Source organism: Streptomyces sp. SKN60 (assembly GCF_026236535.1).
Classification (GTDB): domain Bacteria; phylum Actinomycetota; class Actinomycetes; order Streptomycetales; family Streptomycetaceae; genus Streptomyces.
The window spans coordinates 70,360-95,121 of record NZ_JAHTMW010000021.1 but is presented as its reverse complement, the minus strand read 5'-3'; the positions used below and the strand labels follow the sequence as shown (position 1 = coordinate 95,121).

At 72.3% G+C, this 24,762-nt stretch carries 21 protein-coding genes; 1 reads left to right on the top strand and 20 read right to left on the bottom strand.

All coding sequences use genetic code 11. From position 1 onward, the window contains the following. Positions 1 to 103: 103 nt before the first annotated feature. From KV205_RS29320 to KV205_RS29230, 19 genes are all read right to left on the bottom strand, one after another. A complete protein-coding gene (locus KV205_RS29320) occupies positions 104 to 2,938 on the bottom strand; it encodes a LuxR family transcriptional regulator (RefSeq protein ID WP_265867737.1) in 2,835 nt (944 codons plus the stop codon). A 59-nt stretch (positions 2,939 to 2,997) separates the two neighbouring features. Continuing rightward, positions 2,998 to 3,612 carry an FMN reductase gene (locus tag KV205_RS29315; protein ID WP_265867736.1) on the bottom strand — a complete coding sequence of 205 codons (615 nt, stop codon included), beginning with the start codon at positions 3,610 to 3,612 and terminating at the stop codon, positions 2,998 to 3,000. Further along, positions 3,609 to 4,694: an LLM class flavin-dependent oxidoreductase gene (locus KV205_RS29310; protein ID WP_265867735.1), complete on the bottom strand. Its 1,086-nt coding sequence runs from the start codon at positions 4,692 to 4,694 to the stop codon at positions 3,609 to 3,611. The genes KV205_RS29315 and KV205_RS29310 overlap by 4 nt, the downstream gene beginning before the upstream one ends. A gap of 120 nt (positions 4,695 to 4,814) precedes the next feature. Next, the gene (locus KV205_RS29305) at positions 4,815 to 5,651 is read right to left on the bottom strand and encodes an alpha/beta fold hydrolase (RefSeq protein WP_265867734.1); all 837 of its coding nucleotides are present in this window, start codon (positions 5,649 to 5,651) and stop codon (positions 4,815 to 4,817) included. A 134-nt stretch (positions 5,652 to 5,785) separates the two neighbouring features. Continuing rightward, positions 5,786 to 8,542 (bottom strand): LuxR family transcriptional regulator, encoded by a 2,757-nt coding sequence (locus KV205_RS29300; RefSeq protein ID WP_265867733.1) that lies wholly within the window; start codon positions 8,540 to 8,542, stop codon positions 5,786 to 5,788. Further along, entirely contained in the window at positions 8,539 to 9,426 is an 888-nt protein-coding gene (locus tag KV205_RS29295; protein ID WP_265867732.1) for a carbohydrate ABC transporter permease, read from the bottom strand. Before KV205_RS29295 ends, KV205_RS29300 begins: the two co-directional genes overlap by 4 nt. Further along, on the bottom strand, positions 9,423 to 10,388 hold the full coding sequence (locus KV205_RS29290) for a carbohydrate ABC transporter permease (protein WP_265867731.1): 966 nt from the start codon (positions 10,386 to 10,388) through the stop codon (positions 9,423 to 9,425). The genes KV205_RS29295 and KV205_RS29290 overlap by 4 nt, the downstream gene beginning before the upstream one ends. Further along, the gene (locus KV205_RS29285) at positions 10,388 to 11,719 is read right to left on the bottom strand and encodes an extracellular solute-binding protein (protein ID WP_265867730.1); all 1,332 of its coding nucleotides are present in this window, start codon (positions 11,717 to 11,719) and stop codon (positions 10,388 to 10,390) included. The genes KV205_RS29290 and KV205_RS29285 overlap by 1 nt, the downstream gene beginning before the upstream one ends. A gap of 104 nt (positions 11,720 to 11,823) precedes the next feature. Next, the gene (locus tag KV205_RS29280; protein ID WP_265867729.1) at positions 11,824 to 12,549 is read right to left on the bottom strand and encodes an alpha/beta fold hydrolase; all 726 of its coding nucleotides are present in this window, start codon (positions 12,547 to 12,549) and stop codon (positions 11,824 to 11,826) included. A 46-nt stretch (positions 12,550 to 12,595) separates the two neighbouring features. Then, positions 12,596 to 12,910, bottom strand: coding sequence for a GNAT family N-acetyltransferase (locus tag KV205_RS29275; RefSeq protein ID WP_265867728.1), 315 nt, complete (start codon positions 12,908 to 12,910; stop codon positions 12,596 to 12,598). A 45-nt stretch (positions 12,911 to 12,955) separates the two neighbouring features. Then, complete coding sequence (locus KV205_RS29270; RefSeq protein WP_265867727.1) at positions 12,956 to 13,666, bottom strand: GPR1/FUN34/YaaH family transporter; 711 nt, start codon at positions 13,664 to 13,666, stop codon at positions 12,956 to 12,958. A gap of 16 nt (positions 13,667 to 13,682) precedes the next feature. Further along, positions 13,683 to 15,575: an amidohydrolase gene (locus tag KV205_RS29265; protein WP_265867725.1), complete on the bottom strand. Its 1,893-nt coding sequence runs from the start codon at positions 15,573 to 15,575 to the stop codon at positions 13,683 to 13,685. Next, positions 15,572 to 16,525, bottom strand: coding sequence for an alpha/beta hydrolase (locus KV205_RS29260; RefSeq protein ID WP_265867724.1), 954 nt, complete (start codon positions 16,523 to 16,525; stop codon positions 15,572 to 15,574). Before KV205_RS29260 ends, KV205_RS29265 begins: the two co-directional genes overlap by 4 nt. 44 nt (positions 16,526 to 16,569) lie before the next feature. Next, positions 16,570 to 17,397, bottom strand: a complete 828-nt coding sequence (locus tag KV205_RS29255; RefSeq protein WP_265867723.1) for an alpha/beta fold hydrolase — start codon at positions 17,395 to 17,397, stop codon at positions 16,570 to 16,572. A 103-nt stretch (positions 17,398 to 17,500) separates the two neighbouring features. Next, on the bottom strand, positions 17,501 to 18,925 hold the full coding sequence (locus KV205_RS29250) for an NAD(P)/FAD-dependent oxidoreductase (RefSeq protein ID WP_265867722.1): 1,425 nt from the start codon (positions 18,923 to 18,925) through the stop codon (positions 17,501 to 17,503). Beyond that, entirely contained in the window at positions 18,925 to 19,503 is a 579-nt protein-coding gene (locus KV205_RS29245; RefSeq protein ID WP_265867720.1) for a Dps family protein, read from the bottom strand. The genes KV205_RS29250 and KV205_RS29245 overlap by 1 nt, the downstream gene beginning before the upstream one ends. A 90-nt stretch (positions 19,504 to 19,593) precedes the next feature. Further along, on the bottom strand, positions 19,594 to 20,100 hold the full coding sequence (locus KV205_RS29240) for a DoxX family membrane protein (protein ID WP_265867718.1): 507 nt from the start codon (positions 20,098 to 20,100) through the stop codon (positions 19,594 to 19,596). 5 nt (positions 20,101 to 20,105) lie between these two features. Continuing rightward, positions 20,106 to 20,768: a hydrolase gene (locus KV205_RS29235; protein ID WP_265867717.1), complete on the bottom strand. Its 663-nt coding sequence runs from the start codon at positions 20,766 to 20,768 to the stop codon at positions 20,106 to 20,108. 436 nt (positions 20,769 to 21,204) lie between these two features. Then, on the bottom strand, positions 21,205 to 22,170 hold the full coding sequence (locus KV205_RS29230; protein WP_265867716.1) for a pirin family protein: 966 nt from the start codon (positions 22,168 to 22,170) through the stop codon (positions 21,205 to 21,207). A gap of 146 nt (positions 22,171 to 22,316) precedes the next feature. On the opposite strand from KV205_RS29230, the gene KV205_RS29225 reads away from it, so the two are divergent. Next, entirely contained in the window at positions 22,317 to 22,664 is a 348-nt protein-coding gene (locus KV205_RS29225; RefSeq protein ID WP_265867715.1) for a tetratricopeptide repeat protein, read from the top strand. 31 nt (positions 22,665 to 22,695) lie between these two features. On the opposite strand, the gene KV205_RS29220 is transcribed toward KV205_RS29225, so the two are convergent. Beyond that, positions 22,696 to 24,759: a right-handed parallel beta-helix repeat-containing protein gene (locus tag KV205_RS29220; protein ID WP_265867713.1), complete on the bottom strand. Its 2,064-nt coding sequence runs from the start codon at positions 24,757 to 24,759 to the stop codon at positions 22,696 to 22,698. Positions 24,760 to 24,762 lie beyond the last annotated feature (3 nt).

The window sequence follows — 24,762 nt, the reverse complement described above, 5'->3', positions numbered from 1 at the left end:
GGACTTCCGCAGTCCGCGATTCTTGATCAGTCTGAGGAAACGACGACGTCGGCACATCGCATGAATCGTCCATTGCCATGACGCCACGTGTGATACGAAGCAGCTACTCTCCGCTGTCGCGGAGCTTCACCAGCCGGGTCAGCTCCGCGCGCGAGGGGACGTCCAGCTTGGTGAAGGCCCGGCGCAGGTGCGAACTCACCGTGTGCGGCGAGAGGGAGAGCTGCTCGGCCGCCTGTCGGTTGGTCAGCCCTCGGGCCACGAGCCGTACCACCCGTGTCTCCGCCGGCGTCAACTCGGGCCACTCGCCGTCGAGTCGGGCCGGTGAGGGCCGACGGCGGACACCGACGGCCCGAAGGCGCCGGCGCAACCGTGCGACGTCCCGTTCGGCGCCCGCGCGTGTGTAGAGCGCGAGGGCCTTCTCGAAGTACGGCACCGCTTCGGGCTTGCGGGTGGCCGCCAGCTTGCGTCCGGCGTCCTCCAGTGCCGACGCCCAGGCCAGTACGCGAGGGCAGTCCTCGTACAGCCGGACGGCGCGTACGAGAGGGGCGAGGTCGTTGTCGAGGAGCCCCCGGGCGTGCGCGGCGGTCGCGGCGAGGAACGTGAGGTCGGGATTGAGCGCGGCTCGCCGCTCGGCCTGGGCGACCGCCTGCGCCGCCCGTTCGAGCGCGCCCGCCCTCAGCGCCAGCCGGACGAGCACCGGGGCGTCGGCCGGATCGATCAGGCCGGCGTAGGCGGGGCGGTCCGCGGCGGGCGATGTCATCACCGCGTCGAGTTCGGTCATGGCGCGGTCGGGCCGGCCTTCGAAGTCGGCCATCAGCGCCAGCATCCAGGTGCCGAAGTGCCGGACGACGGGTGCGCCGTCGCTCCGCATGCGCCTCGCCTCCGCCGCGTACGCTTCTGCGGTCTGCCGGTCGCCGGTGTGGAGGGCGACGCGCAGCATCACGTACCGGAGCGTGACGTCGGCGAGGTTGCCCGGGCCGAGATCGTCGGCCGTGGGGGACGCGGCTTCGGCGTCTGCCCGGGCGTCCGACAGCCGTCCGGTCTCCAGAAGGATGCGGGTGCGGGTCATGAGCCACATGCGGGTGGCGGCCGTCCGGCCCTGCTCGCTGGAGATCCGGATGCCCTCCTCCGCGACGGCCAGCGCCTCCGCGGTGCGTCCGGTGGTGTTCGACAGGAGGGCGTGCCACAAGGCCTCCGGCACCCACAGCGAGGTGCTGACGCCCAGCGCGTCGGCCAGCGCGGCGGACCGCTCGGCCTGCCGGAACGCTTCGGCCAGGTCCATGCGGTGGAAGCTGACGGCCGAGCGGACGGTCGTCAGCGTGGCCTCGGCGGTGCGGTCCCCCGCTGTCGCCGCAGTCTCCCACGCCTCCGCGGCGACCTGCTCGGCCGCCGCGTGTTCGCCCGACATCGACAGGCCGACGGCGAGCATGGCGAGCAGTCGCCCCTTCGTGGTCGGGGAGATCCCGGGCAGTGCCGCCCCGGCGCGGGCCTGCCGGACCGCGTCGGAGAAGTCGAACGGTACGGCGAGGCGTGCCAGGGCGAGGCGGATGCTCGCCTCGTCCTCGGGTCCGAGTCCGCCGGCCGCCAGGGCGGTGGCTCCCAGTTCACGCGCCTGGGCGGCACGGCCCGTCTGCCAGAGCAGCGGGATCGTCTCGGCGATGACCCGCGGACGCTCCGGAGCGTCCGCCGCGGTGAGTTCCAGGGCCTTGAGGCTGCGCTCCGCGGCGGGTCCAGGAGCGGTGGCCGCGAGTTCCGCCGCTTCGGTGCGCAGCCGGTCGGCCTCCGCGGCGTCCCCCGGCGCCCCTCTCTCGGCCGCCGCGGCATCAGCCGGTGCTCTCCCCGGCGGCAGCCCGGCGACCTGACGGCTCAGGGCCTGACGCAGGGGCAGGGGGAGGCCGGCTTCCACCGCCTCGCGGATCAGGTCGTGGCGGAAGGCGAGGCGATCGCCGCTCTCGGTGAGCAGATCGGCATCGAGGGATTCCCGCACGGCTGTGATGAGCGCCGCCGAGGACCTGCCGAGCAGTTCGGCGAGCAGTGCGACGGTGACCGTGCCGCCCACGGCGGCCGCCGTCTGCACCAGCTCCCGCGCCTCGTCGGACAGCTGGTCGAGGCGGCGCACGACAGAGGGGAGTTCCCGTGGGGCGGGGGGTCCGGCCGGCAGCCTGGCCGCGCCGTTCTCGATCGTCACCGCCTCCTCCCGCAGCGAGCCGAGCAGTTCGATCAGCAGCTGCGGCACCCCCTCGGTACGGTGGGCGAGGCGGAGGACGTCCGGGCCGGGAGGATCGCCGAGGACGTCCTCGGCGATCCGGGCGACCGCACGGTCCTCCAGGGCTTCGAGGACCAGCTCGTGTGCGCCCGCCTGACGGATCCTGTCCAGGGTGGTGCGTACTCTGGACGGCACGCTGCCGGCGCGCACGGCGACCAGCCACAGGATCGGGTGCGACGAGAGTCCCGCCGCGAGGGTGTGGAACGTGAGAAGGGTCAGGTCGTCGCACCACTGGAGGTCGTCGAGGACGACGAGCAGGGGTCCGTTCCTGGCCGCCTCCCGCAGGCGGTCCCCCAGCTCCTGAAGCAGCCAGAACCGTTGGCCGGGTGTCGTGGCGAGGTCCCGGAGACGTTGGGCGCCCGACAGCGGTTCCTCGCCGGAGAGTACGCCTTCGAGGAGCGGGCCGAGCGGTACGAACTGCTCGTCGGGGTCCGCCGCCCCCTCGAACACCCGCGTCCCGCGCCGCCTCGCGGCCGCCGCGGCCTCGGCGAGGATCCTGGACCTGCCGATTCCGGCGGGGCCCTCGACGCGGACGATCCCGCCCTCGCCCCGGCCGAGCGCGTCGAGCCGCTCCTCGATGAACGCCAGTTCGGCGTCCCTGCCCCGGAGGGGTGTCCGAACGCCGTCGAGGTGCTCGGGCACGGTCCTTGTCGTCACTCGGTTCACGCTCATACGGCGGAACAGTATGAACCATGTGAACCACCCCGGCGTCGCCAGGCCCGGGGCCCGTCTCAGTCGAAGCGCAGGTCGGCGAGTTGCCGTTCGAGGACGGTGACGTCGTCCTCGGGCTCTTCCCCGACCGGGCGGGCCGCCATGAGCGCGGCGAGTCCGGCGCCCGCCCGGTGGACGCGGCCGGGCAGGCCGTCGGTGTACTCGTCTCCCCCCGAGCCCCAGTCCTCGGAGGCAGCGAACACGGCGGTGGGGACGACGACGGCGCGGAGATAGGCGAAGAGCGGGCGGACGGCGTGCTCCAGTACCAGGGAGTGACGGGCCGTGCCGCCCGTCGCCGCGATCAGGACCGGCTTCCCGGAGAGGGCGTCCGGGTCGATCACGTCGAAGAAGGACTTGAAGAGACCGCTGTAGGAGGCCGCGAACACGGGGGTCACGACGATCAGACCGTCAGCCGCCGTGACCGCGTCGATCGCGGCGCACAGTCGCGGCGGTGGGAACCCGGTCACGAGGTGGTTGGCGATGTCGCCGGCCAGTTCGCGCAGCTCCACGACCTCCGTCGACGCCTCGTGCCCCCGGACGGTGAGTTCGTCGCGGGCCGACTCGGTCAGCCGGTTCGCGAGCAGGCGGGTGGAGGAGGGGGTGCTCAGCCCGGCGGAGACGACGATCAGCTTCACGCGGCGGACACCTCCCCGACGGCTCGCAGGGACGCGTGCGTGGGGGCCTCCGGCACGTCGGCCGGACGTCCGTTGGCGAATTCCCTCCGCAGCACGGGCACGACCTCCTCGCCGAGGATGTCGAGCTGTTCGAGGACGGTCTTCAGGGGCAGGCCCGCGTGGTCCATGAGGAACAGCTGGCGCTGGTAGTCGCCGACGGTCTCCCGGAACGACAGGGTCCGCTCGATGACCTGCTGGGGAGAGCCCACCGTCAGCGGGGTCTGCTCGGTGAAGTCCTCCAGCGACGGGCCGTGGCCGTACACCGGCGCGTTGTCGAAGTAGGGCCGGAACTCCCGTACGGCGTCCTGGGAGTTCTTCCGCATGAAGACCTGGCCGCCCAGGCCGACGACGGCGTCCTCCGGCCGGCCGTGACCGTGATGCGCGAACCGGCGCCGGTACAGCTGCACCATGCGCCGGGTGTGGTCGGCCGGCCAGAAGATGTTGTTGTGGAAGAAGCCGTCGCCGTAGAAGGCGGCCTGCTCCGCGATCTCGGGGGACCTGATGGATCCGTGCCAGACGAAGGGCGGGACGCCGTCCAGGGGCCGCGGTGCCGAGGTGAAAGCCTGGAGCGGGGTACGGAACGAGCCCTCCCAGTCCACGACGTCCTCGCGCCACAGCCGGCGCAGCAGCGCGTAGTTCTCCTTGGCGAGGTTGATGCCCTGGCGGACGTCCTGTCCGAACCACGGGTAGACGGGGCCGGTGTTGCCGCGGCCCAGCATGAGGTCGACCCGGCCGTCGGCCAGGTGCTGGAGCATCGCGTAGTCCTCGGCGATCTTCACCGGGTCGTTGGTGGTGATCAGCGTCGTGGACGTGGACAGGATCAGTTTCTCGGTGCGGGCCGCGATGTAGCCGAGCATGGTGGTCGGTGACGACGGTACGAACGGCGGGTTGTGGTGCTCGCCGGTCGCGAAGACGTCAAGGCCGACCTCCTCTGCCTTGAGCGCGATGGCGACCATCGCCTTGATGCGCTCGTGTTCGGTCGGAGTGCGGCCGGTGGTGGGGTCGGGGGTCACGTCCCCCACGGTGAAGATGCCGAACTGCATGGGGTGTCTGCTCTCCTGAGCTCGTCCGGTTCCCGCGCCGGGAAGCCGGGGGACCCGGGGAAACCGGGGGCGGGGTGACGCCGGGGCTCCGACGTCACCCGGCCGGTCAACGGTGCGGTGTCACTTCGCCAGGAAGGCGAGGAGGGCGGTGTTGACCTCCTCGGCGTGGGTCCACAGCAGACCGTGCGGGGCGCCCTCGATCTCGACGTAGTCGGCCGACGGGAGCGCCTTGTGGAAGGGGCGCGCGGTGCCCTCGGCGGGCAGGATGCGGTCGGCGGTGCCGTGCAGGATCAGGGCCGGCACGTCGACGGCGGGGATGTCGGCGCGGAAGTCGGTGTACCAGGTGGCCGGCGCGGCGGAGGCGGCGAAGGAGCCGCCGCGGGCCGCGGTGTTCCAGCTGTTGCGGACGGCCTCCTCGCTGATGCGGCTGCCCAGGTTCTCGTCGAGGTTGTAGAAGTCGTTGAAGAAGGCGGTGTAGTAGGCGTACCGGTCGGCCTTGACGGCGGCCACGACGCCGTCGAAGAACTCCTTCGGGGCGACGCCGTCCGGGTTGTCGTCGCTCTTGAGCAGGCAGGGCTCGAGCGAGGCTAGGAAAGCGACCTTGGCGACGCGGCCGGAGCCGTACGTGGCGACGTAGCGGGCGACCTCGCCGGTGCCCATGGAGAAGCCGACGAGGACGGCGTCCTTCAGGTCGAGGGTCTCCATCACGGTGTTCAGGTCGGCGGCGAAGGTGTCGTAGTCGTAGCCGGTGGTCGGCTGGGAGGACTGCCCGAAGCCGCGGCGGTCGTACGTGATCACTCGGTAGCCGGCGTCGAGCAGAGCGGCGCTCTGGCGCTCCCAGGAGTGGCCGTCGAGCGGGAAGCCGTGGATGAGGACGACGGGCTGCCCGGCGCCCTGGTCCTCGAAGTACAGCTCGATGGGGGTGGTGTTCTCCTGGCCCACGGTGATGTACGGCATGGTTGTTCCCTCGTTTCGGGTGGACTGGTCCGCGCGTCGAAGCGGCGCGGTATGCCCGTCACGCTAGGACCGGCCCCGCGTGTCCTGTTGCCGTACCGCGCACCACACCTTGCACGGGAGCGCAGAGGTCGCGCTCAGCCGTCGGTGGCCGTTCCGTTGTCGTCCTCCGCCAGGACGATCCGGGCCAGGTGGACCCTCGAACGTACCGCGAGCTTGCGGAAGATCGACGACAGATGGGTGTTGACCGTGTGCGGGGAGACGACGAGGGCCTCCGCGGCCGACCGGTTGGTGTGACCCGCGGCGATCAGCCGGGCCACCTTCCGTTCCGAGGCCGTGAGCGCGTCCCAGCCCTGGTCGGTGCGCGGCCTGAGGCGTCCGGTGCGCCGACCGGGGCGGCGTGTGGCCCGTTCCAGTTCGGCCCGGACCCGGTCGGCCTCGGCGTCGGCCCCGGCCTGGGCGTAGAGGTCGTGCGCCCTGGTCAGGGCGAGTGTCGCGGCGGCGGCGTCCGAGGCCAGAAGTGCGCGCCCGAGGTCGGCGGATGCGGCGGCGAGGGACAGCGGCCGGGGGCCGTCGAGGAGGAGGCCCACCGCCCGCTCCAGGAGTCCGTGGTCGGTGTTCACCAGGGCGGACGCGTGGGCGGCCGTCCCCTGGGCGGTCGGCACGGTGGGGTTGCGGGTGGCGTGTGCGGCGGCCTGGGCCGCGAGGTCCCCGGCCAGCTTCCGGTCCCCGCCACGCAGGGCGATCCGCACGGCCTGGACGACATGGGGGCGCAGAAGCCGCCACCGGAGGAAGGGGTGGTCGCGCTGCACCGACCGGACGAGTTCGGCCGCTGCCGTGTGGTCGCCGTCGGCGTCGGCGACGACGGCCTCGAAGTACCGGTGCGTGGCGTGGTTGCCCGTGTTCGGCCGGTCGGCCACGGTCGCCCGCACGACGTCCAGGTGTTCCCGCGCGGCCTCGCGGTCGCCGCGCAGCATCGCGAGGAGGCCGCGGTTGACGCGGATGTTGACCAGGTTGCCGGGCACGTGGAGGTCCGCTTCGAGACGCTCGGCGGTGACGAAGTCGGCGTCCGCGTCGTCGAGCCGCCCGAGCCCCATGTTCAGGGTTCCCTGGGCCCAGATGAGCATGGCGGGGCGCAGGGGAACGTCGTCCGCCGTTCTGAGCAGTCGCCGTACGGCGTCGAAGTCGTCCATGTGGATCAGGGCGACGGCCTCCTCGGGAAGGAAGGCCGAGTCGAACACGCTCAGTGCCGTGTGGTGTTCGACGGCGGCGGCGCAGTCGCCCGCGTTGAGGGCGATCTCGCCGAGACCCCACAGTGCGAGGACGCGGGCCTCCCGGTCGCCTGCTCGCTCCGCCTCGGCGAGCGCCCGTTCCCCGGTCTCGCGAGCGGCCCCGAGGTCGCTCCCGCGTGACCGGGCCAGGGCATGCCGGGCAGTCAGCCGGGCCCGGATCGCCGGGTCGGTGACGGCTGCCAGCGCCGTCGTCGTGCGGCGGGTCAGCTCGGGGACGTCGTCGAGGTGCCAGAGTGTGTCGCCGAGTACGGACTGCAGGCGGGCGAAGACGTCCAGGGGCGGCTGCCGGGCGAGCAGCGCGTCGCCGGTGTCCCGTGCCTGCGTGTACCGGCCCGCGCGGGTCAGCGCGACGATGGCCTGCTCCCCCACGTCGTACGCCATGGGCGCACGGGGCGGTACGAGTTCCAGGGCGCGTACGGCCAGGTCGGCGGCGAGGTCGGGCATCACGGCGATCACGTCCTCGGCGGCTGTGCCGAGGAGTCCGATCGCCTCCATGTCGCCGGGTTCGGCGCTCTTCAGCAGATGCGGGACCGCGTCGGCGGAGCTCCGGCCCGCCGCGACGAGCCGGCTCGCGGCCTCCCGGTGCAGTGCCCGGCGTACGGAGGGGGCGAGGTCGGCGTACACCGCCTGGCGGAGCAGGTCGTGGCGGAACAGGAGGCGTTCACCGTCGTCGTGGAGGAGGCCGGCGGCGATCGCCTCGTCCACTTCGGCGCTGAGTCCTGAGGCGGGCCGGCCGCACAGGGCGGCGGCGTCCGCGAGCGAGAACGCGCGGCCGAGGACCGACCCGATCCGCAGGAAGTGCAGCGTGTCCGGCCGGAGGCCGGCCAGTCGGCCGCGTACCCCGAGGACCAGCGGCTCGGGCGGTTCCGGCCGGTCCACGCCCGTCGCCGCAATGCCCGAGAGCATCTCGGCCGCGAGGAAGGGGTTGCCGCCGGCCCCGTCGAGGAGCTCCTCGACCTGCGCCGGCGCGTCCCCGCCGAGGACGTCACGTGCCAGCTCGGCCAGGGCCGTCTCGGACAGCGGCCGCAGAGGGAGGGTCGTCGTCAGCGGCCCCTGCCCGTACAGTTCCGGGTCCTCCCTGCCCGTGAGCAGCCAGAGGACCGGGGAGCTGAGCAGCCGTGCCGGCAGGACGCTCAGGGCGAACCGGCTCAGCGGGTCAGCCCATTGGACGTCGTCGACCGCGATCAGTACGGGTGTGCCCGCCGAGCGTTCCTCGATCAGCTGGGCCAGTCGTTCGACGAGCCAGATGCGCTGGTCGTGGATGCCGGCGAGGTCCGCGAAGTCCGTGCCCGAGAGCAGCGGCGGGTCACCGTGCACGAGGCCCGAGGCCAGTGAGGCGAGCGGTGCCAGCTCGTGCAGTTCCTCGGCGCGTCCGTGGCTGACGAGGAATCCCTGGGCCCGTGCGAGCGAGAGGGCCTCCTGGAGCAGCGAGGTCTTCCCGATCCCGGGCTCGCCGAGGAGCAACGCGATCGCGCCTCCCTCACCGTCGCGCACCGCCTCGACCAGGGCGCGCAGCTGCTCCAGCTCGGCTTCGCGGCCGCGAAGGCCGGGTCGGCTCAGCCCCGTCGCCACGCCTTGCTCGTCGGGCCGGTCGGGGCTCATCCCTTGACCGATCCGGCGAGCAGTCCCCGTGCGAAGTGCCTACGGAGGGAGAAGAAGACGAGCAGCGGGACGAGCGCGGCCACGAAGGCTCCCGCGGTGAGCCGCTGCCACTCGTTGCCGTAGGTCCCGGCCAGGCTCGCCAGTCTGACCGTCATCGGAGCGGTCTCGGCCGTTCCGCCCGACAGTGTCAGTGCCACGAGGAGGTCGTTCCACACCCAGACGAACTGGATGATGGCGAAGCTGACCAGGGCCGGGCGGGCCAGCGGCAGCATGATCCGGAGCAGCAGAGTCCCGTGCGACGCGCCGTCGACGCGGGCGGCCTCGATCAGGTCCCGGGGCAGCGCTGCCAGGAAGTTGTGCAGGAGGAACACCGCGAACGGCAGCGCGAAGACCGTGTGGGCGAACCAGACCTGGCCGAACCGCGCGGGACCGGCGAGGTGCCACGCGGGCAGGAACAGCCAGCCCTTGGAGAAGAGCTTCAGGAGAGGAACGAGCGCCATCTGGAGCGGCACGACCTGGAGCGCGAAGATGCCGACGACGAGAGCATCGCGCCCCCTGAAGTCGATCCAGGCCAGCGCGTACGCCGCGAAGAAGGCCAGGACGAGCGGGAACAGCACCGAGGGGAGGGTGATGACGACGGAGTTGACGAAGTACTCCGCGAGCCGTCCCGACCCGTTCGCACCGCCGGAGAGCACCTCTCCGTAGTTGTCGAGCGTGAGGTGCGGCGTACCGAAGACGGTCCACCAGCCCGTCGTCTTGATCTCCTCCCCGGGGCGGAACGAGGAGAGCAGGAGGCCGAGGGTCGGTGTCGTCCAGAGGACCGCGATCACCACGGCGATCGACGTGAGGGCGCGGGAGGACAGACGCTCCCGGACGCCGTTCACCCCGTCCTCCGCTGCGCCCGGACCTGGTGGGCGACGAAGGGGGTGACGAGGAGGAAGAGGAGCACGGCGAGCGCCGCGCCGCGGCCCGTCTCGCCGTAGCGGAAGGCCTGGTCGTACATGGCGTGTGCGATGACGCCCGTGTCGAACTGTCCGCCGGTCATGGTCTTGACGATGTCGAAGGCCTTGAAGGTGCCGATCGCCTGGGCGAGGAGCACGACGAGCAGCGTGGGCCTGATCGACGGCAGGGTGATCCGCCGGAAGATCTGCCCGGGGGACGCGCCGTCGAGTCGGGCCGCCTCGGTCAGCTCCGCGGGTACGGCCCTGATCGCGCCGGCCAGCAGGACGGCCGCAAAGCCCGCCTGTGTCCACACCATCGCCACGATGAGGAACGGGACGTTCCAGGGAGAGTCCACGAGCCATTGCCTCGGTTCGCCGCCGAACGCGACGACGAGCTGGTTCAGCAACCCGATCTGCCCGGCCTCGGCTGGACGGTAGGCGTAGACGAACTTCCAGACGACACCCGCACCGACGAAGGAGATCGCCATCGGCATCAGGACCAGGGACAGCGCGAACGTTCTGAACCGCGACCGTGCGACGGCCGTCGCGTAGAGCAGACCGACCGCGGTGGACGTCAGCGGCACGAGGACCACCCACACCAGGGTGTTGCGCAGCGCCACCAGCGCCCGGTGGTCGGTGAACATCCACACGTAGTTGTCGAATCCGGCCCACGTGTCTCCGCCGCTGTCGGTGAACGACAGCGCCAGAGTGCGCAGACCGGGCAGGAGGAGACCGATCGTGAGCAGCAGCAGCGCGGGGGCCAGCAGGATCAGGGCCGCGGCCCTCCTCCGTACCGGCCCCCGGTGCAGTACGAGGAGGATCAGGGAGACGACCGCCGCGAAGGCTGCGACCCCCTGGAGCAGGTACAGCAGCTTGGGCTGCTGGGCGACGGCGTCGAACGACATCAGTGGCTCGGCCAGGACCGTTCGATGGAGTCGGCGACCTGCCGGGTGCTCGCGCCGCCGATCCAGTCGACGGCTCCCCTCCAGAACGTGCCGGCGCCGACCGACGCCGGCATCAGGTCCGAACCGTCGAACCTGAACTGTGTATTGGGCTCCTGGAGCAACTGGATGGAGAGTCCATCGACCGGGGTCGCGGCGTTCGCCGGATCCACGCCCTTGTTCGCCGAGACGAACGGGCCCTTCTTCATCCGCGCGTTCGCGAAGTCGGCGGAGGCCAGGTACTCCTGGAACGCCCGCACCTCGGGGCGGTCGGCGAACGCCGCGGTGAACACTCCACCGCCCAGTACAGGGCGGCTGGCCGCATCGACTCCCGGCAGGAGGAAGGTGTAGACGTCCTTGTCCGGTCCGATCTCGGTGCCCTTCGGCCACATGTCGGCGTAGAACGACGCCTGACGGTGCATCGCACAGTCGCCGGAGAGGATCGGTGTGCCGGCCTCCTGGAAGGAGATCGACGCCATCGACCGGGCCGGACCGAAACCGCCGTTGGCGTACCGGTCGTTCTTGAGGACGGACCCCACGGTGTCCATGGCCTTGATCACCCGCGGGTCGTTGAACGCGATCTCATGGGCGACCCACTGGTCGTAGACGTCCGTGCCCTGCTGGCGCAGCAGGACGTCCTCGATCCAGTCCGTCACGGGCCAGCCGGTCGCCTCGGCGGACTCGATGCCCGCGCACCACGGCTTGACGCCCGACGCCGCGACCTTCTCGGTGACGGCCATCAGCTCGGTCCACGTGCGGGGAACGCTCAGTCCCTTGTCCCGGAAGAACTTCGGGGAGTACCAGACGAACGACTTCACGTTCGCGACCAGCGGAGTGCCGTAGAGGGTGCCGTCCACGGTGGCGTAGCTGTTCCAGTCCGCCGACCAGCCCTGCTTCGCGAGAGCAGCGACGCCGGCGCTCACGGGCTTGAGCTTCCCTGCTCGCGCGAAGCGTCCCATGAGCCCCGGCTGGGGGAAGAACGCCACGTCAGGGGCGCTTCCACCGTCGACCCGGAGCTGGATCTGGGCCTCGAACTCCCCGTCCCCCTCGTACTGGACGTCGATTCCCGTGCAGTCCGCGAAGTCCGCCCAGGTCTCTTCGAACAGATCGGCCTCCCGGTCCCGGTTCTCCGCGTACACGGTGACCTCGGTGCCGGGGTGCTTGCCGTACCGGGCGTACGGCGCGCAGTCCGCGGTGACGTGCGACTGAGAACCGCTGTCCTGCGGGGTGCCGCAGGCGGTGGCGGTGACGGCGAGGGTGATCACGGCGAGCGCGAGCCTCGCGCCGAACCTCATGGGTGTGCTTCCTCCGATCGCCCGCCGCATGCTCTCGGCGGGCGTTTCGGAAAGCTACCGGGTTCGAACGACATAGACCAATCGTTCGAAGTTCAAGCGCAGCGTCAGTGCCCCGTGGACCGGGCGGCGTCCAGGATCAGCTCCGCCACGGCCTTGGGCTGGGCGAGCATGACCAGGTGCGAGGAGTCGACCTCGACGGTGGTCATGCCGGCGCGCTGGTAACCGAAACGCTCCACATCGGGGTTGATCGTGCGGTCGGCGGAGGCCACCAGGCCCCACGAGGGCTTGGTCTTCCACGCCGCGACCGGCGCCGCCTCTGCGAAGGCCCGCGCGGCCAGGGGGCGCTGGGAGACGGCGAGCACCGCGGCGAGCTGGGGCTCGACGTCGGCCGCGAACAGATCGGGGAACCGGTCGACCGCCACCGAGACGTCGGTGCCGGTCTCGGTGGAGCCGGCCACCGGGAACGGGGTGTAGACGAGCGCGTCGGCGAGACCGGAATCGGGGAAGCCGCCCTGCAGCTCGCCCAGGCTCTCGCCCTCCTCGAGCGCGTATCCCGCGAGGTACACCAGGGCGCGGACGTTGTCCTCCGCGCCGGCGAGGGTGATGACGGCGCCGCCGTAGGAGTGCCCCACCAGGATCACGGGGCCTTCGACCGCACGGACCACCGAGGCGATGTACGCGGCGTCGTCGACGAGGCTGCGGTTGGGCACCGCCGGAGCCACCACCTCCAGGCCGACGGCGGTCAGTTCGGGGATGACGCGGGCGAAGCTGGAGGCATCGGCGAAGGCGCCGTGGACCAGGACGACGGTGGGGCGGGCGTGTCGGGGCATGGGGAACTCCTCGGTGCTGGGACGGGGAAGGTGAATGTGGGGTGCTTCACAGGCCGAATCGGGCGCGACGCGCCTCGGGTACCAGGTCGGCGTACTCCGGGTGTTTGCCGATCCAGCCCCGGATGAAGGGGCAGTACGGCAGGACGTGGAGCCCACGGGCCCGTGCGTCGTCGAGGGCGCCGCGGGCGAGCAGCCCGCCCAGGCCCTGGCCGCCGAAGCGGGGATCGATCTCGGTGTGGATGAAGGCGATCTCGCCCTCGGAGAGGTGGTACTCGGCGAAGCCGGCGGTCTCGGTGCCGTCGTCGCCGGCGAGGATCTCGTACCGGGACTTCTCGGGCCGGTCGATGACCTGGGGTTCCATGGGCGCTCCTGTGCGGTCGCGGTGTGACGGGGTCGGTGGCTGCGATCAGAGGGTGCGGCGCACGCCCGCCTGGCGTTCCAGGTTGCGGAGCTGGACGGCGAGGTCGCCTTCCACGGCGAGGTGGGCGGGGCCGCTGCGGCCGATGGGCAGGACCTGCTCGCTGCGCATGTCCTCGAGCATCAGGGCGAACGCCGTGTACATCGCGACGAGCGCCACCGCGAGGCCGAGCGCACCGGACGTGCGCGTGAGCCATTCGGCGCCGGTGAGACCCGACAGGCCGGTGGCCGCCCAGCGGGGCAGGGAGACCGCGAGGACGAGCCACAGCGCACGCTTGGGCCGGGTCACCGCGGTCATCAGCGCCCCGAAGCAGAGGAGCGCCAGGTTGAACACGCCGAGGACGCGCAGGCCGTCCGCCGTGCCGCTGAACATCACCAGGGCGTAGGCCAACCAGCTGCCCGCGAAGATGCCCATGAGCGTCGCCGCGATCACGTCACGGGCTCCGAAGGCCAGGAAACTGACCAGGAGTTGGAGGACGAAGGCCGGCAGCACGCAGAATGCGACGGCGGCCCGGGCCTCCTCCTCGAAGATCCCGAGCTGGAGGCAGCCCGTCATCACGGAGGCGATGGCGATCGTGAAGAAGCCCAGCGGCATGGGCGACGCGATGGGGCGCAGGTTGATCCGGGTCATCGACCGGAGGTCGGGCTCGAAGTGGCGGCCCGGCCCGGAGTCGTCGTCGGGGGCGGAGTCGGTACTCATCGTGGCGGCCTCTCGTTCAGTGCTCGAAGCAGGGGTCGAGGAACGGCGGAGGCGTGTCGGGAGCCGAGCCACGGGCGACACGCCACTGACGGTGCTGCTCGGACTCGGCGGCGGCCTCGGCGACGAGCGACGCCTGATGGGCGCCCCCGTGGCCCGACTGGTAGCCGCCGAAGTGGGCCACGGGGCTCCATTCCGGGCTGATCGGCGGGACGGCCTCGTCGAGTCCCTCGTACTCCGCGGTCGCGTAGACGATGCGGCCGCCGACGGCGGTGAGGACCGACTCGATGCCGGGGATGACCTCCTCGGGCACGGTGAGGTAGTCGTCGGACAGGATCGCGAGGTCGGCGTACGAGCCTTCCCGCAGGGTTCCCTTGACCTCCTGCTCGCCGGTGAGCTGCGCTCCGCCCCGGGTGTAGAGGCCGAGGGCGGTCGCGCGGTCGAGCAGGTTCGCGGCCGGGTAGAGGGCGGTGCCGCCGACGGTGCGACCGGTTACCAGCCAGTGGAGGGCGACCCACGGGTTGTACGAGGAGACGCGAGTGGCGTCGGTTCCGGCCGCGACGGTCAGGCCCCGGTCGAGCATGGCCCGGACCGGCGGGGTGTGGGCGGCGTCCTCGGCGCCGTAGCGGTCGAGGAAGGCGGTGCCCTGGAAGGACATCCGGTTCTGGACCGAGACGGCGCCGCCGAGGGCGGCGATGCGGTCGAGGCTGTCGGCCGAGACGGTCTCGGCGTGGTCGAAGAGCCAGCGGTTGCCACCGGGGAAGAGTCCCTCCGCGGCGAGCTTCTCGAAGACGGCCAGGTCGCGGCGGATCGTCTCGTCGTAGGTCGCGTGGAGCCGGAAGCCCCAGCCGTTCTCCAGGAGGAGCCGGACCGCCTGCTCGAACTCCGGCTCGTATCCGCCGAGTTCGGGGCGGGGTTCGGAGAAGTTCTCGAAATCGGCGGCGGCCCAGGTCAGGTTCTCGCCCGCGCCGTTCAGCCGGAGCCACTCGTCCCCGTCCCCGGGCTTGACCATCTCGGTCCAGCGCTTCAGGTCGGCGAGCTCCTGCCCGGCCGTCTGCGGGAAGAGGTGGTAGGCGATCCGCAGCGACAGCTCCCCCGACCGGGCCAGGTCGACAACCGTCGCGTAGTTGTCGGGGAAGTTCTGGAACCCGCCGGCGGCGTCGACCGCCGAGGTCAGGCCGAAGCGGTTCAGCTCGCGCAGGAAGTGCCGCGTCGACGTCCGCTTGTCGGCCTCGTCGAGGGCGGGTGCCTTGGCCAGCGTCGAGTACAGGACGAGAGCGCTCGGCGCCGCGAGGAGGACACCGTTGGGTTCGCCGTCCCGGCCCCGGACGATCTGCCCGCCCCTGGGATCGGAGGTCTCCCGGGTGAACCCGGCGGCCTTGACCGCGGCCCGGTTCATCAGGGCCGACTGGTACAGGTGCAGGACGAAGACCGGGGTGTCGGGGGCGGCGGCGTTCAGCTCGGCGACGGTCGGCATCCTGCGCTCGGCGAACTGCTCGGCGGTCCAGCCGCCCACGACCCGGATCCACTGCCCCTTCGGGGTGCGGCCGGCCTGCTCGCGCAGCATCGCGAGCGCGTGCCGGAGGCTGCGCACCCCGTCCCAGCGCAGCTCCAGGACATAGTTCAGGCCGCCCCGGATGACGTGCAGGTGCGAGTCGTTCAGGCCGGGGATCACCCGGCGCCCGAGCGCGTCGACGACCTTGGTGCCCGGCCCTACGAGGTGGGCGAGGTCGTGGTCGTCGCCGAGGGCCGCGATCCGGCCGTCGCGGATCGCGACGGCGCGGGCCTCGGGACGGGCGGCGTCCCCCGTGAACACCTTGGCGTTGCGGACGAGGAGATCGGCGTGCGCATGCTCCCGGCGCGGGGCGGGCACGAGGCCCGCCACGGGCATGCTGGTCGACGGCCCGGTCATGCGAGGGCCTTGCGGAGGGTGTCGGTGGCGAGACCGATGGCGAGTTCCGCGGCCTGAGTCTCGCGCAGCGCGTTCAGCATCACGAAGTCGTGGATGACGCCCTGGACCCGCAGGGCGGTGACGGGGACGCCGGCGGCACGGAGCTTCGCCGCGTACGCCTCGCCCTCGTCGCGCAGGACGTCGGCCTCGGCCGTGATGACCAGGGCCGGCGGCAGGCCGGTCAGCTGCTCGGTGGAGGCGCGCAGCGGCGAGGCGGTGATCTGCGCGCGCTCGGCCTCGTCGGTCGTGTACTGGTCCCAGAACCACTTCATGGCGTCGCGGCGCAGGAAGTAGCCCTCGGCGAACTCGTGGTACGAGTCGGTGTCGAGGCTCGCGTCGGTGACCGGGTAGAAGAGGACCTGCTGGACGAGCGCCACGTCGCCGCGCTGCTTGGCCATGAGAGTGAGCGCGGCGCTCATGTTCCCGCCGACGGAGTCGCCCGCGACAGCGATACGGGTGCCGTCGAGGTCCTTGTGGTGGCCCTCACGAGCGACCCACTGCGCGACGCTGTAGTTCTGCTCGATGGCCACGGGATAGCGCGCCTCTGGCGAGAGGTCGTACTCGGGAAACACCACGGCCGCCCGGGCGCCGACGGCGAGTTCACGGACGAGCCGGTCGTGGGTGTGGGCGTTGCCGAAGACCCAGCCCGCGCCATGGATGTAGAGGATGACGGGCAGCGGGCCGGTGGCACCGCGGGGCCGGACGATCCGGGCGCGGACGTCGCCGGTCGGGCCGCCGTGGACGGTGATCCACTCCTCGTCGACGTCCGGCAGGGGGACACCCTCGCCGCTCTGGACGTCATCCACGGCCTTGCGGCCCTCGGCGACGGGGATCTGGTACAGGAACGGCGGCTGGGCGGTGGCGTCGGCGAACGCCTGGGCGGCGGGTTCGAGAACCGGACGGTTCTTCATGAGGGGCTCTCCTTCGGGATGTACAGGAGGGGCGGGTCGGGGGCTCAGCAGGTCGCTCGCGCGGCGGCGAGGATCACGTGGGTGACCACGGCCGGTCGGGAGACGGCCACGGCGTGCGACGCGTCTACTTCGGTGACGTGCGAGCCGGCGCGTCGGGTCATCCACTGCTGGGCAGCCGGAGGGATGTTCTTGTCGGCGGTGGCGATCAGCGCCCAGGACGGGATCGTCTTCCAGGCCGCCTCGCCGGCCTTCTCCTCCAGCGCGGTGGTGGCGACCGGGCGCTGGGTCGCGGCCATGACGGCCGCGTCGGCGGTGGGGACGTCTGCGGCGAACTGCCGGTGGAACTTGGTTCGTTCGATGACGAGTTCGGTTCCGGTGCCCCCGCCGGGCAGCGGGTACGACTGCGGGTTCACTGTGTCACCGAGGGTGGAGCCGGGGAACCTGGCGGCGAGCTCGGCCGCGCTCTCGCCCTTGTCCGGGGTGAACGCGGCGATGTAGACGAGGGCCTTCACCCGGCTGTTGCCCACCGCGGCGCCGCTGATGACGGCGCCGCCGTAGGAGTGGCCGACCAGGACGACGGGCCCGCCGACGACGGCCAGCACGCTGCGCAGGTAGGCGGTGTCCGCGGCGAGACCGCGCAGCGGGTTGGCGGGGGCCAGGACGGGGTAGCCGGCGTGCTGCAGCCGCCGGATCGTGCCGCTCCAGCTGGAGGCGTCCGCGAACGCTCCGTGGACCAGGACGATCGTGGGCTTGGGATCGTGCCGGTCGGTGCCGGCGGCGGCCGGGCGGCTCGCGGGTCCAGCGCCGACCAGGGCGGCCAGCGTCGCGGGCAGGGCGAGGCCGAGGGCGAGGGAGCGCCTCGTGGGATGCATGGGGGTTTCCTTGTCGGGTGGTGAAACGTTCGGGTGTGCTCGGACGGGCGGGAGGGTGCGGCGATCGGGCCGAGCGGGAGCGGCGATCGGGCGGGGTCTCGCCTCAGAGGCCGTACGCCTCCAGGAGCCGGAGCCAGACCTCGCTCACCGTCGGGAAGGCGGGCACGGCGTGCCACAGGCGCTCCAGGGGGACCTCGCCCACGATGGCCACGGTGGCGGTGTGGATGAGCTCGGTCGCCATCGGGCCGGTAAGGGTGCAGCCGACGACAACCCCTCGGGTCTCGTCGACGACGAGCTTGGCGAGGCCGCGGTAGTCGTCCGCGTGGAGCGCGGCACCGGCGACGTCGTCGATGCGGTACTCCACCACGCGTACCGCCAGACCCGCTTCGCGTGCGGCGCGTTCCGTGAGACCAACGCTCGCCACCTCGGGGCGGGTGAAGACGGCCTGGGGAACGGCTACTCGGTCGGCCCGCGCACTCCACGCCTGCCAGCCTCCTGTGCCGGCCGGTCGGCCCGCGGCACGCTCGGCGATCGCGGCGGCGCAGGCACGGGCCTGGTACTTGGCCATGTGGGTCAGCGGCGCGCGGCGGTTGACGTCGCCGACGGCGTAGAGCCAGTCGCCCTCGACCGCGGTGACCCGACAGGTGTCGTCGACCGGAAGCCAGTCGCCGGCCGGCAGTCCGACGGAGTCGAGGCCGAGGTCCGCGGTGCGCGGGCCCCTGCCGACGGCGGCGACGACCTCGTCGCAGACGAGAGTCGTGCCGTCCTCGGTGTCCACGGTCACCGTGCGGGTGTCGGCGTCACGGGCGACCCGGACGGCCGACACCCCGAAGCGGATCGTGACGCCCAGATCGCTCAGCCCCCGGGTGACCTCTTCGCCGACGCACGGCTCCCATCCGGTCAGCAGGGCCTGATCGCGAACCAGCACGGTGACGGAGGAGCCGAGCGCGCGCCACGCGGTGGCCATCTCGCAGGCCACCACTCCCCCGCCGATGACGACGACCCGCTTGGGCACCGCATCGGCCGTGGTGGCCTGCCGGTTGGTCCACACACCGATCCGGTCGAGCCCCTCGACCGGCGGAAGGGCGGGTTCCGTGCCGGTGCAGACCACGACCGCGCGCCGGGCCCGCAGGGTACGGACCATGCCGTCGGCCCCCATCACCTCCACCCGGCGCTCACCGGCGAGCCGTCCGTGCCCCCGTACGAGCGCGATGCCCGCACCGTCGAGCCAGTCGGCCTGGCCGGTGTCGTCGCCGCGCCCGGTGAAGCGGTCGCGACGGGCCAGGACGTGTGCCGGGTCGAGTGCCGCCGTGACCGCCTGCCGGGCCCCGTCTACCGATCGGGCCTCCGCTCGGGCGGCGCCGGGTCTCAGCAGGGCCTTGCTCGGCACGCAGGCACGGTAGGAGCACTCGCCGCCGACCGCCTCCGCCTCGACGACGACGGCGGTCAGCCCCGACCGGACGATCCGGTCGGCGACGACCTCGCCGGCCGGCCCGCCGCCGACCACGACGACGTCGTACGTGTCCATCAGCCGCGCACCAGAGGGGTGTCAACGAGGTGCTCGGCCAGGAACCACACCTGCGCCTCGCCGGTACGGATGACATCGGAGACGAGCAGGTCGGCGCTGCCCTCGTCGCCCTCCCCGGAGAGCCGGGCGGCGGCGTCCCGGGCGTCGATCAGGATCCGCTCGTGCGCGTCGAGGAGGCGCGACAGCATGACGGGCACCGGCTCGACGCCGTCCGGCGGCCGGGGGATCGCGGTCAGCTCCGCGACGTGGCGCGGGTCTCCGACGGCGACGCCGCCGAGGCTCTGGACCCGCTCGGCCAGTGCGTCCACGATGGCCAGTTGGGCCTCCGCGTGCTTGTCCAGCATCAGGTGGAGCGAGTAGAAGGTCGCCCCGCGCATGAGCCAGTGGTGCTTCTTGTAGAGGGAGTAGAGGATCTGCGTGTCGGCGAGGACGCGGTTCAGCCGCTGGCAGGCGTACATGCGGGTGTCGTGGCCCAGGCCGATCGGCAACTGCTTGAGCCTGCCGAACGCCTGGGTCTCGGCGCCCTTCTGATGCAGCAGCGGCTGGCCGCCGCCGTGCGGGGTCGTGAGGGTGTCCATCGAGTGCTCCTGACGGGGAAGGGGTGGGAAGGGTCCGGCCGCCCGGTCGGGGGTACACGAGCGGCCGGGCCCGGTCTGCGTGGCTCGCGCTCAGCGCTCGGCGTTCGCCGGGGCGGGGAGCCGGTGCAGGACGAGCCGGGTGAGGAGTCCGCTGCCGAGACCGGCCGCGAGCGCGAGGGCGGCCCACCACAGCGGGTACGGCGTGAGGCCGAGGGCCGCGTCGAGGGACCAGGCGCCGGGTCCGGTGGCGGCGAGGGCGGCGGCGGTGCCGATGAGGACGAGCGGGTACTCGTATCCGTCGTTCTGCACCCACAGCCCGTGGCGCCACTTCACGGTGAGGGCGACGGTCATGACGCCGATGGCGCCGGTCGCGGCGAGCGGGGTCAGGAGGCCAGCGGCGAGCAGCAGGCCCGATCCGATCTGACCGCCGCCCGCCGCCAGGGCGGTGAGGGCTCCGCCGCGGAAGCCGTCGGCACGGAACTCCTCGGTGCCGCCCTCGAGTCCCTTGCCACCCAGGTGTGAGCTGACCTTCTGCACACCGTGGCCGGCGACGAGCAGTCCCACCAGCAGACGCAGGATCAGAATGCCGGTGTCCACAGGGGTCAGCCGGCCGCGTGCGCGCCGATGACCGACTGCGCGTACACGACACCCAGGCCGTACGCGCCCGCGTGAGCCTTGACGATCTCCATGACCGCGCCGTACGTCTCCTGACGCGCCCAGTCGCGCTGGAGCTCCAGGAGCACCTGCACCCAGGTCACCGGCACCGCGCCGGCGGCGATCATCCGCTGCAGCGCGTGCTCGTGGGCGGCCGGGCTGACGCCACCGGAGGCGTCGGTCACGACGTACACCTCGTACCCCTGCTCAAGCGCCGAGAGCGCGGGCAGCACCAGGCAGACCTCGGTCCACAGACCCGCCAGGATGATCTTCTTGCGCCCGGTCGCCCTGACCGCCGCCACGAGGGCCTCGTCCTCCCAGGCGTTCATGGTGGTGCGGTCGATGACCTCGTTCTTGGGGAACACCTCGGCGAGCTGCGGCAGCAGGGGCCCGGAGAACGACTCGGCGGCGACCGTCGTCAGAACGGTCGGCACATCGAACGCCTGAGCCGCCTTGGCGAGACCCACCGTGCTGTTGATGATCGCGGCACGGTCGCCGCTGCCGGTGCCGAAGAACATCTGCGGCTGGTGGTCCACGAAGAGCATCACCGAGTTGTCGGGCGTGAGCAGGTCCTTGCTCGGAGCGGCCTGCACGTTGTCGATGTCGAACATGAGGGGTCCTTTCGAAGCCATCGGTAGCGTGCCCACCGCGTCCGCGGCGAGGCACTTCTTCAAGCTACGAGCGACCCGACCGACCGAGTTGACCTCCGGCGCCCAGGGGTTGGCACGACAGCGCACAACCGGTCGAGGACGAGAGCCGTGCAGCGTCACCGGGCGCGAACCGGGCAAGGTCACGACGACGTCACCGCACTGAAGCGGAGGCACCGTGCCCCATCGAGGGGCCTGACGCCCCGTCAGTAAAGTCAGCAAAAGGTCAGCATTCAGCTGACCGGACCCGCTCTCACACGAGCACACCCTGGAAACACGCCCCACCGGCTTCGCCTCTGGGAGGGGTGGCGACGCACCCTCTCCCAGAGGTGCACCGACAACCGGAGCCACCGCCACGCAACCCCTCCTCCAGCATCGACCGGAAGAAAGAAAGACCAGGTCAGCGCACCCGGCCCCGGGCCTTCAACTGGGTCGCCGGGACCTCCGGCGCGTCGAGGCGGTCCCCGTCGTAGCCCTTGACGTCACCGAAGCGCCCGCCGGTCATCCAGTCCTCGCGGGCCTGGCGGATCTCCTCGTCCGTGCGGCCCACGAAGTTCCACCACATGACGATCTCCTCCTCGAACGGCTCGCCGCCGAGGAGCATCAGGCCGGCGTCGGAGGCGGCGCGGAGGGGGAGTTCGGTGCGGCCGCAGCCGAGGTAGAGCATGGAGCCGGGGAGTACGGGGACGTCGTCCACGTGGGCCTCGCCGGACATGGCGAGGACGGCGTACTCGAAGTCCGGGTCGAGCGGGAGGCGTTGCTCGGTGCCCGCGGCCAGCTCGAGGTCGGCGCCGACGAGGGGGGTATAGGTGGTGCCCGGGGAGGCGGCGCCGTCGAGGGCGCCGAGGATGACGGTCGCGGTGAGGCCCGGCGCGGTGACCTGCGGCAGGTCGGCGTGGTGCTGGAAGTGGGGTTCGACGTCGCGGTGGGCGTCGGGGAGCGCGACCCACAGCTGGGCGCCGTGGAGGTAGCGGGCGTGGGACTTGGGGCTCTCCTCGGAGTGGGAGATGGCCCGGCCCGAGGTCATCAGGCCCAGCTCGCGGGGGCGGACGGTCTGCAGGCTGCCGAGGGAGTCGCGGTGCAGCACCTCGCCCTCGTGCAGCCAGCTGACGGTCTGCAGGCCCATGTGGGGGTGGGGCGGGACCTGCATGCCGGGTTCGTCGGCGATGTCGTCGGGGCCGTAGTGGTCGACGAAGGCCCAGGCGCCGACCATGCGACGGCCGAGGTTGGGGAGCAGTCGGCGGACCTCGGTCGATTCGCCGAGCTGGACGTGGCGGGGGCTGAGGAGCTCGCGCACCGGTTCGGCGACGACGAAGCCCCGGCCACCGCAGACCTGGAGGGTGGCCTGGCGGTCGAGATTGCTCATGGCGCTCAACCTATTCCCGTCGGGGTGCGGAGAGGGGGCGGACCCACCCATCGAATGGTGGTGGAATGTTCAACGACCCTGCCGTGTTGTCGCCCGCGTAAGAGCCCCGACAGCACGGCAGCACCACCGCACGGAGAGAGTGAGCAGTGAGCGACGAGACGTACTACGAGTTCGGCACGCCGGCCGACCGCTGGAGCCGCGCGCAGCTGTTCTTCGAGGCGAAGGAGTACCTGACGGCGGCGCGGATCCTGCGCGGTCTGGTCGCCGAGCACCCGGACCAGACGGCCCAGCGACTGCTGCTCGCCCGGGCGTACTACCACTCGGCGCAGCTCTCGAAGGCCGAGACGGAGCTCCGCGCGGTCCTGGAGCGCGACCCGGTCGAGCACTACGCGCGGCTGATGCTCGGCCGCACCCTGGAGCGGCAGGGCCGCCCGGACGAGGCCGCGCCGCATCTGCGGCTCGCGGCCGCCATGTCCGGCGAGACCGTCGACTGACGAGCGCGCCGTGACCCACGCGCCCTGACCCTCATGGCGTGAACCGGAGGTCGGTGCCGCCCCTCAGCAGTGGGGCGTCGCCGGCCTCCGTCCATTCCCGGTGGTTCAGGAGGTCCTGGACACAGGTCTCGTTCGCCGTCGGAATCACGGCCCCGGGCTGCACGGCGGAGGGATAGCGCCGGGTCAGGGCCGTGTTGCCGTGCACGGCCTTGCGTACGGCGGCCAGCGTGACGTCCACGCGGGGCGCGTCCGGGAAGGTGGCCTGGAGCACGAAGACGCCGCCGCCCTTCGCGAACCTCGGCTTCGGCAGGGCGGCGCCGTGCTCGTCGTAACCGGCGCGGTTGCCGGTGATCTCGCTGGCCGCGTCGGTGCGCACGGTGACCTTGGTGACGCCGAAGACCTCTCGGAGGATCGCCGTCCACATGTCCGGCACCCCGCCCATGTTCCCCTCGGTGTCGGCGTAGTGCACGATCCCGCCGCCGGGGCGGTCGGCGGTGGTGTTGCCGCTGATCCGGGTGCCGGTGAGGGTGAGGTCGGCGTTGCGGGCGGAGATCCCGCCGCCGCCCGGGTGCGCCCGGCGCGGCTGTCCGGGCGGCGGGGCGGCCTCCAGGCCCCGCGAGACGTTGTTCTTGATCACGCACCGCTCCAAGGCGCCGGCGGAACCCATGGTGAGCCGGACGCCGCCGCCCATGCTGCCGGTGCGGTTGCCGCTGACCTCGGTGCCGGTGAGCCGGACCCGGGACAGCACGGAGGCGTAGAGCCCGCCGCCGTCGTCGGCCGCGGTGTTGCCCGTGATCCGGCAGTCGGTGAACGTGACCGACCGCCGCCGGGCGTCCAGGATCTCCTCCTCCTGCCAGGCCGACCAGCGGTCCAGGCGCAGCGCCGAGGCGGCGAGGGCGTAGAAGGCGAGGTTGACGGCCTCCTGGACCCGGCCGGTGATCAGCTCGGCGAGGATCCGCGGGGTCTTGGCGAGCACCGGGTTGGGCTCGAAGGGGTTCAGGAGCCAGCGCAGGAAGTGGTAGAGCTCGGTCGGGGTGAGGGTGACGATCGTGCCGGGGTGCAGAACGGCGGTGCGGGCGGCGAGCGCCCGGTCTGCGAGGAACTTGATCAGGTCCAGCTCGCTGAGGTCGCGGCCGAGCCGGCCGGGCAGCGAGATCTCGCAGCCGATGCCGCCGCCGTCGAGCCTGCCGCGCCGCCCGGAGGCGTTGCGGTCGATCCAGCAGCCCTCCAGGACCGGCCAGCCGTAGCCGACGACGGCGAGCCCGCCGCCGCGCCCCTCGGCGGTGTTGCCGCGGATCAGGCAGTGCCGCAGGGTGGGGCTCGCCCAGACGGTGGCGATGCCGCCGCCGAAGGACTGCCCGGCCAGCCACATGGCGCGGACGCCGGGCGGCACCAGGGTGTCGAAGGTGCGCGCCGCCTGCGCGAGCAGCGCGGCCCGGTCGATCCGGGGCAGCGGGGTGGCGCCCCGTACCCAGGACAGCATGGTGTTGACGGTGTCGATCAGACGGTTGGCGGCGGCCACGCCGGCCACCGGCAGGACGTCGCCGAGGAGGCTGACGACGGCGTCGCGCAGCGCGGTCCGGTCGGCCTCCGGCCAGGCCGGGAACGGCGCGGTCTCGGTGCGGTTGCCGGTGATCGCGCAGCGCTCGACGAGCACGTCGTCGGCGTCGACGACGGCGATGCCGCCGCCCGCGCCGAGCGCCGGATCGCGCGGGGTGTGCGTGGCGTGCCCGCCGGTGATCCGCAGGCCCTTGACGGCGACCGGCCCGAAGCCGCGCCGCCCGCCCGGGGCCCCGGGGCCGATGCGCAGGACCCGGTGCCGTCCGCCGCCGTCGAGGGCGGGCAGGGCGCGGGCGTCGAAGCCGGGGGCGGCGGGGTCGTCGGACGGGTGGCCGCGGAGCCGTTCGCTGATCAGGGTGACGGGCCGGTCGAGGACGAGTTCGGGCTCGCGGTAGACCGCGTTGTCGAGGATGACGACGGTGTCGCCGGGCGCGGCGGCCCGCAGCGCGTCGCCGACCGTACGGGCCGGCTTGCGCTCGTCGTCGTACCGGCCGGACCGCACACCCCGGCTCGCGTGCACATAGCGCGTGGTCATGAG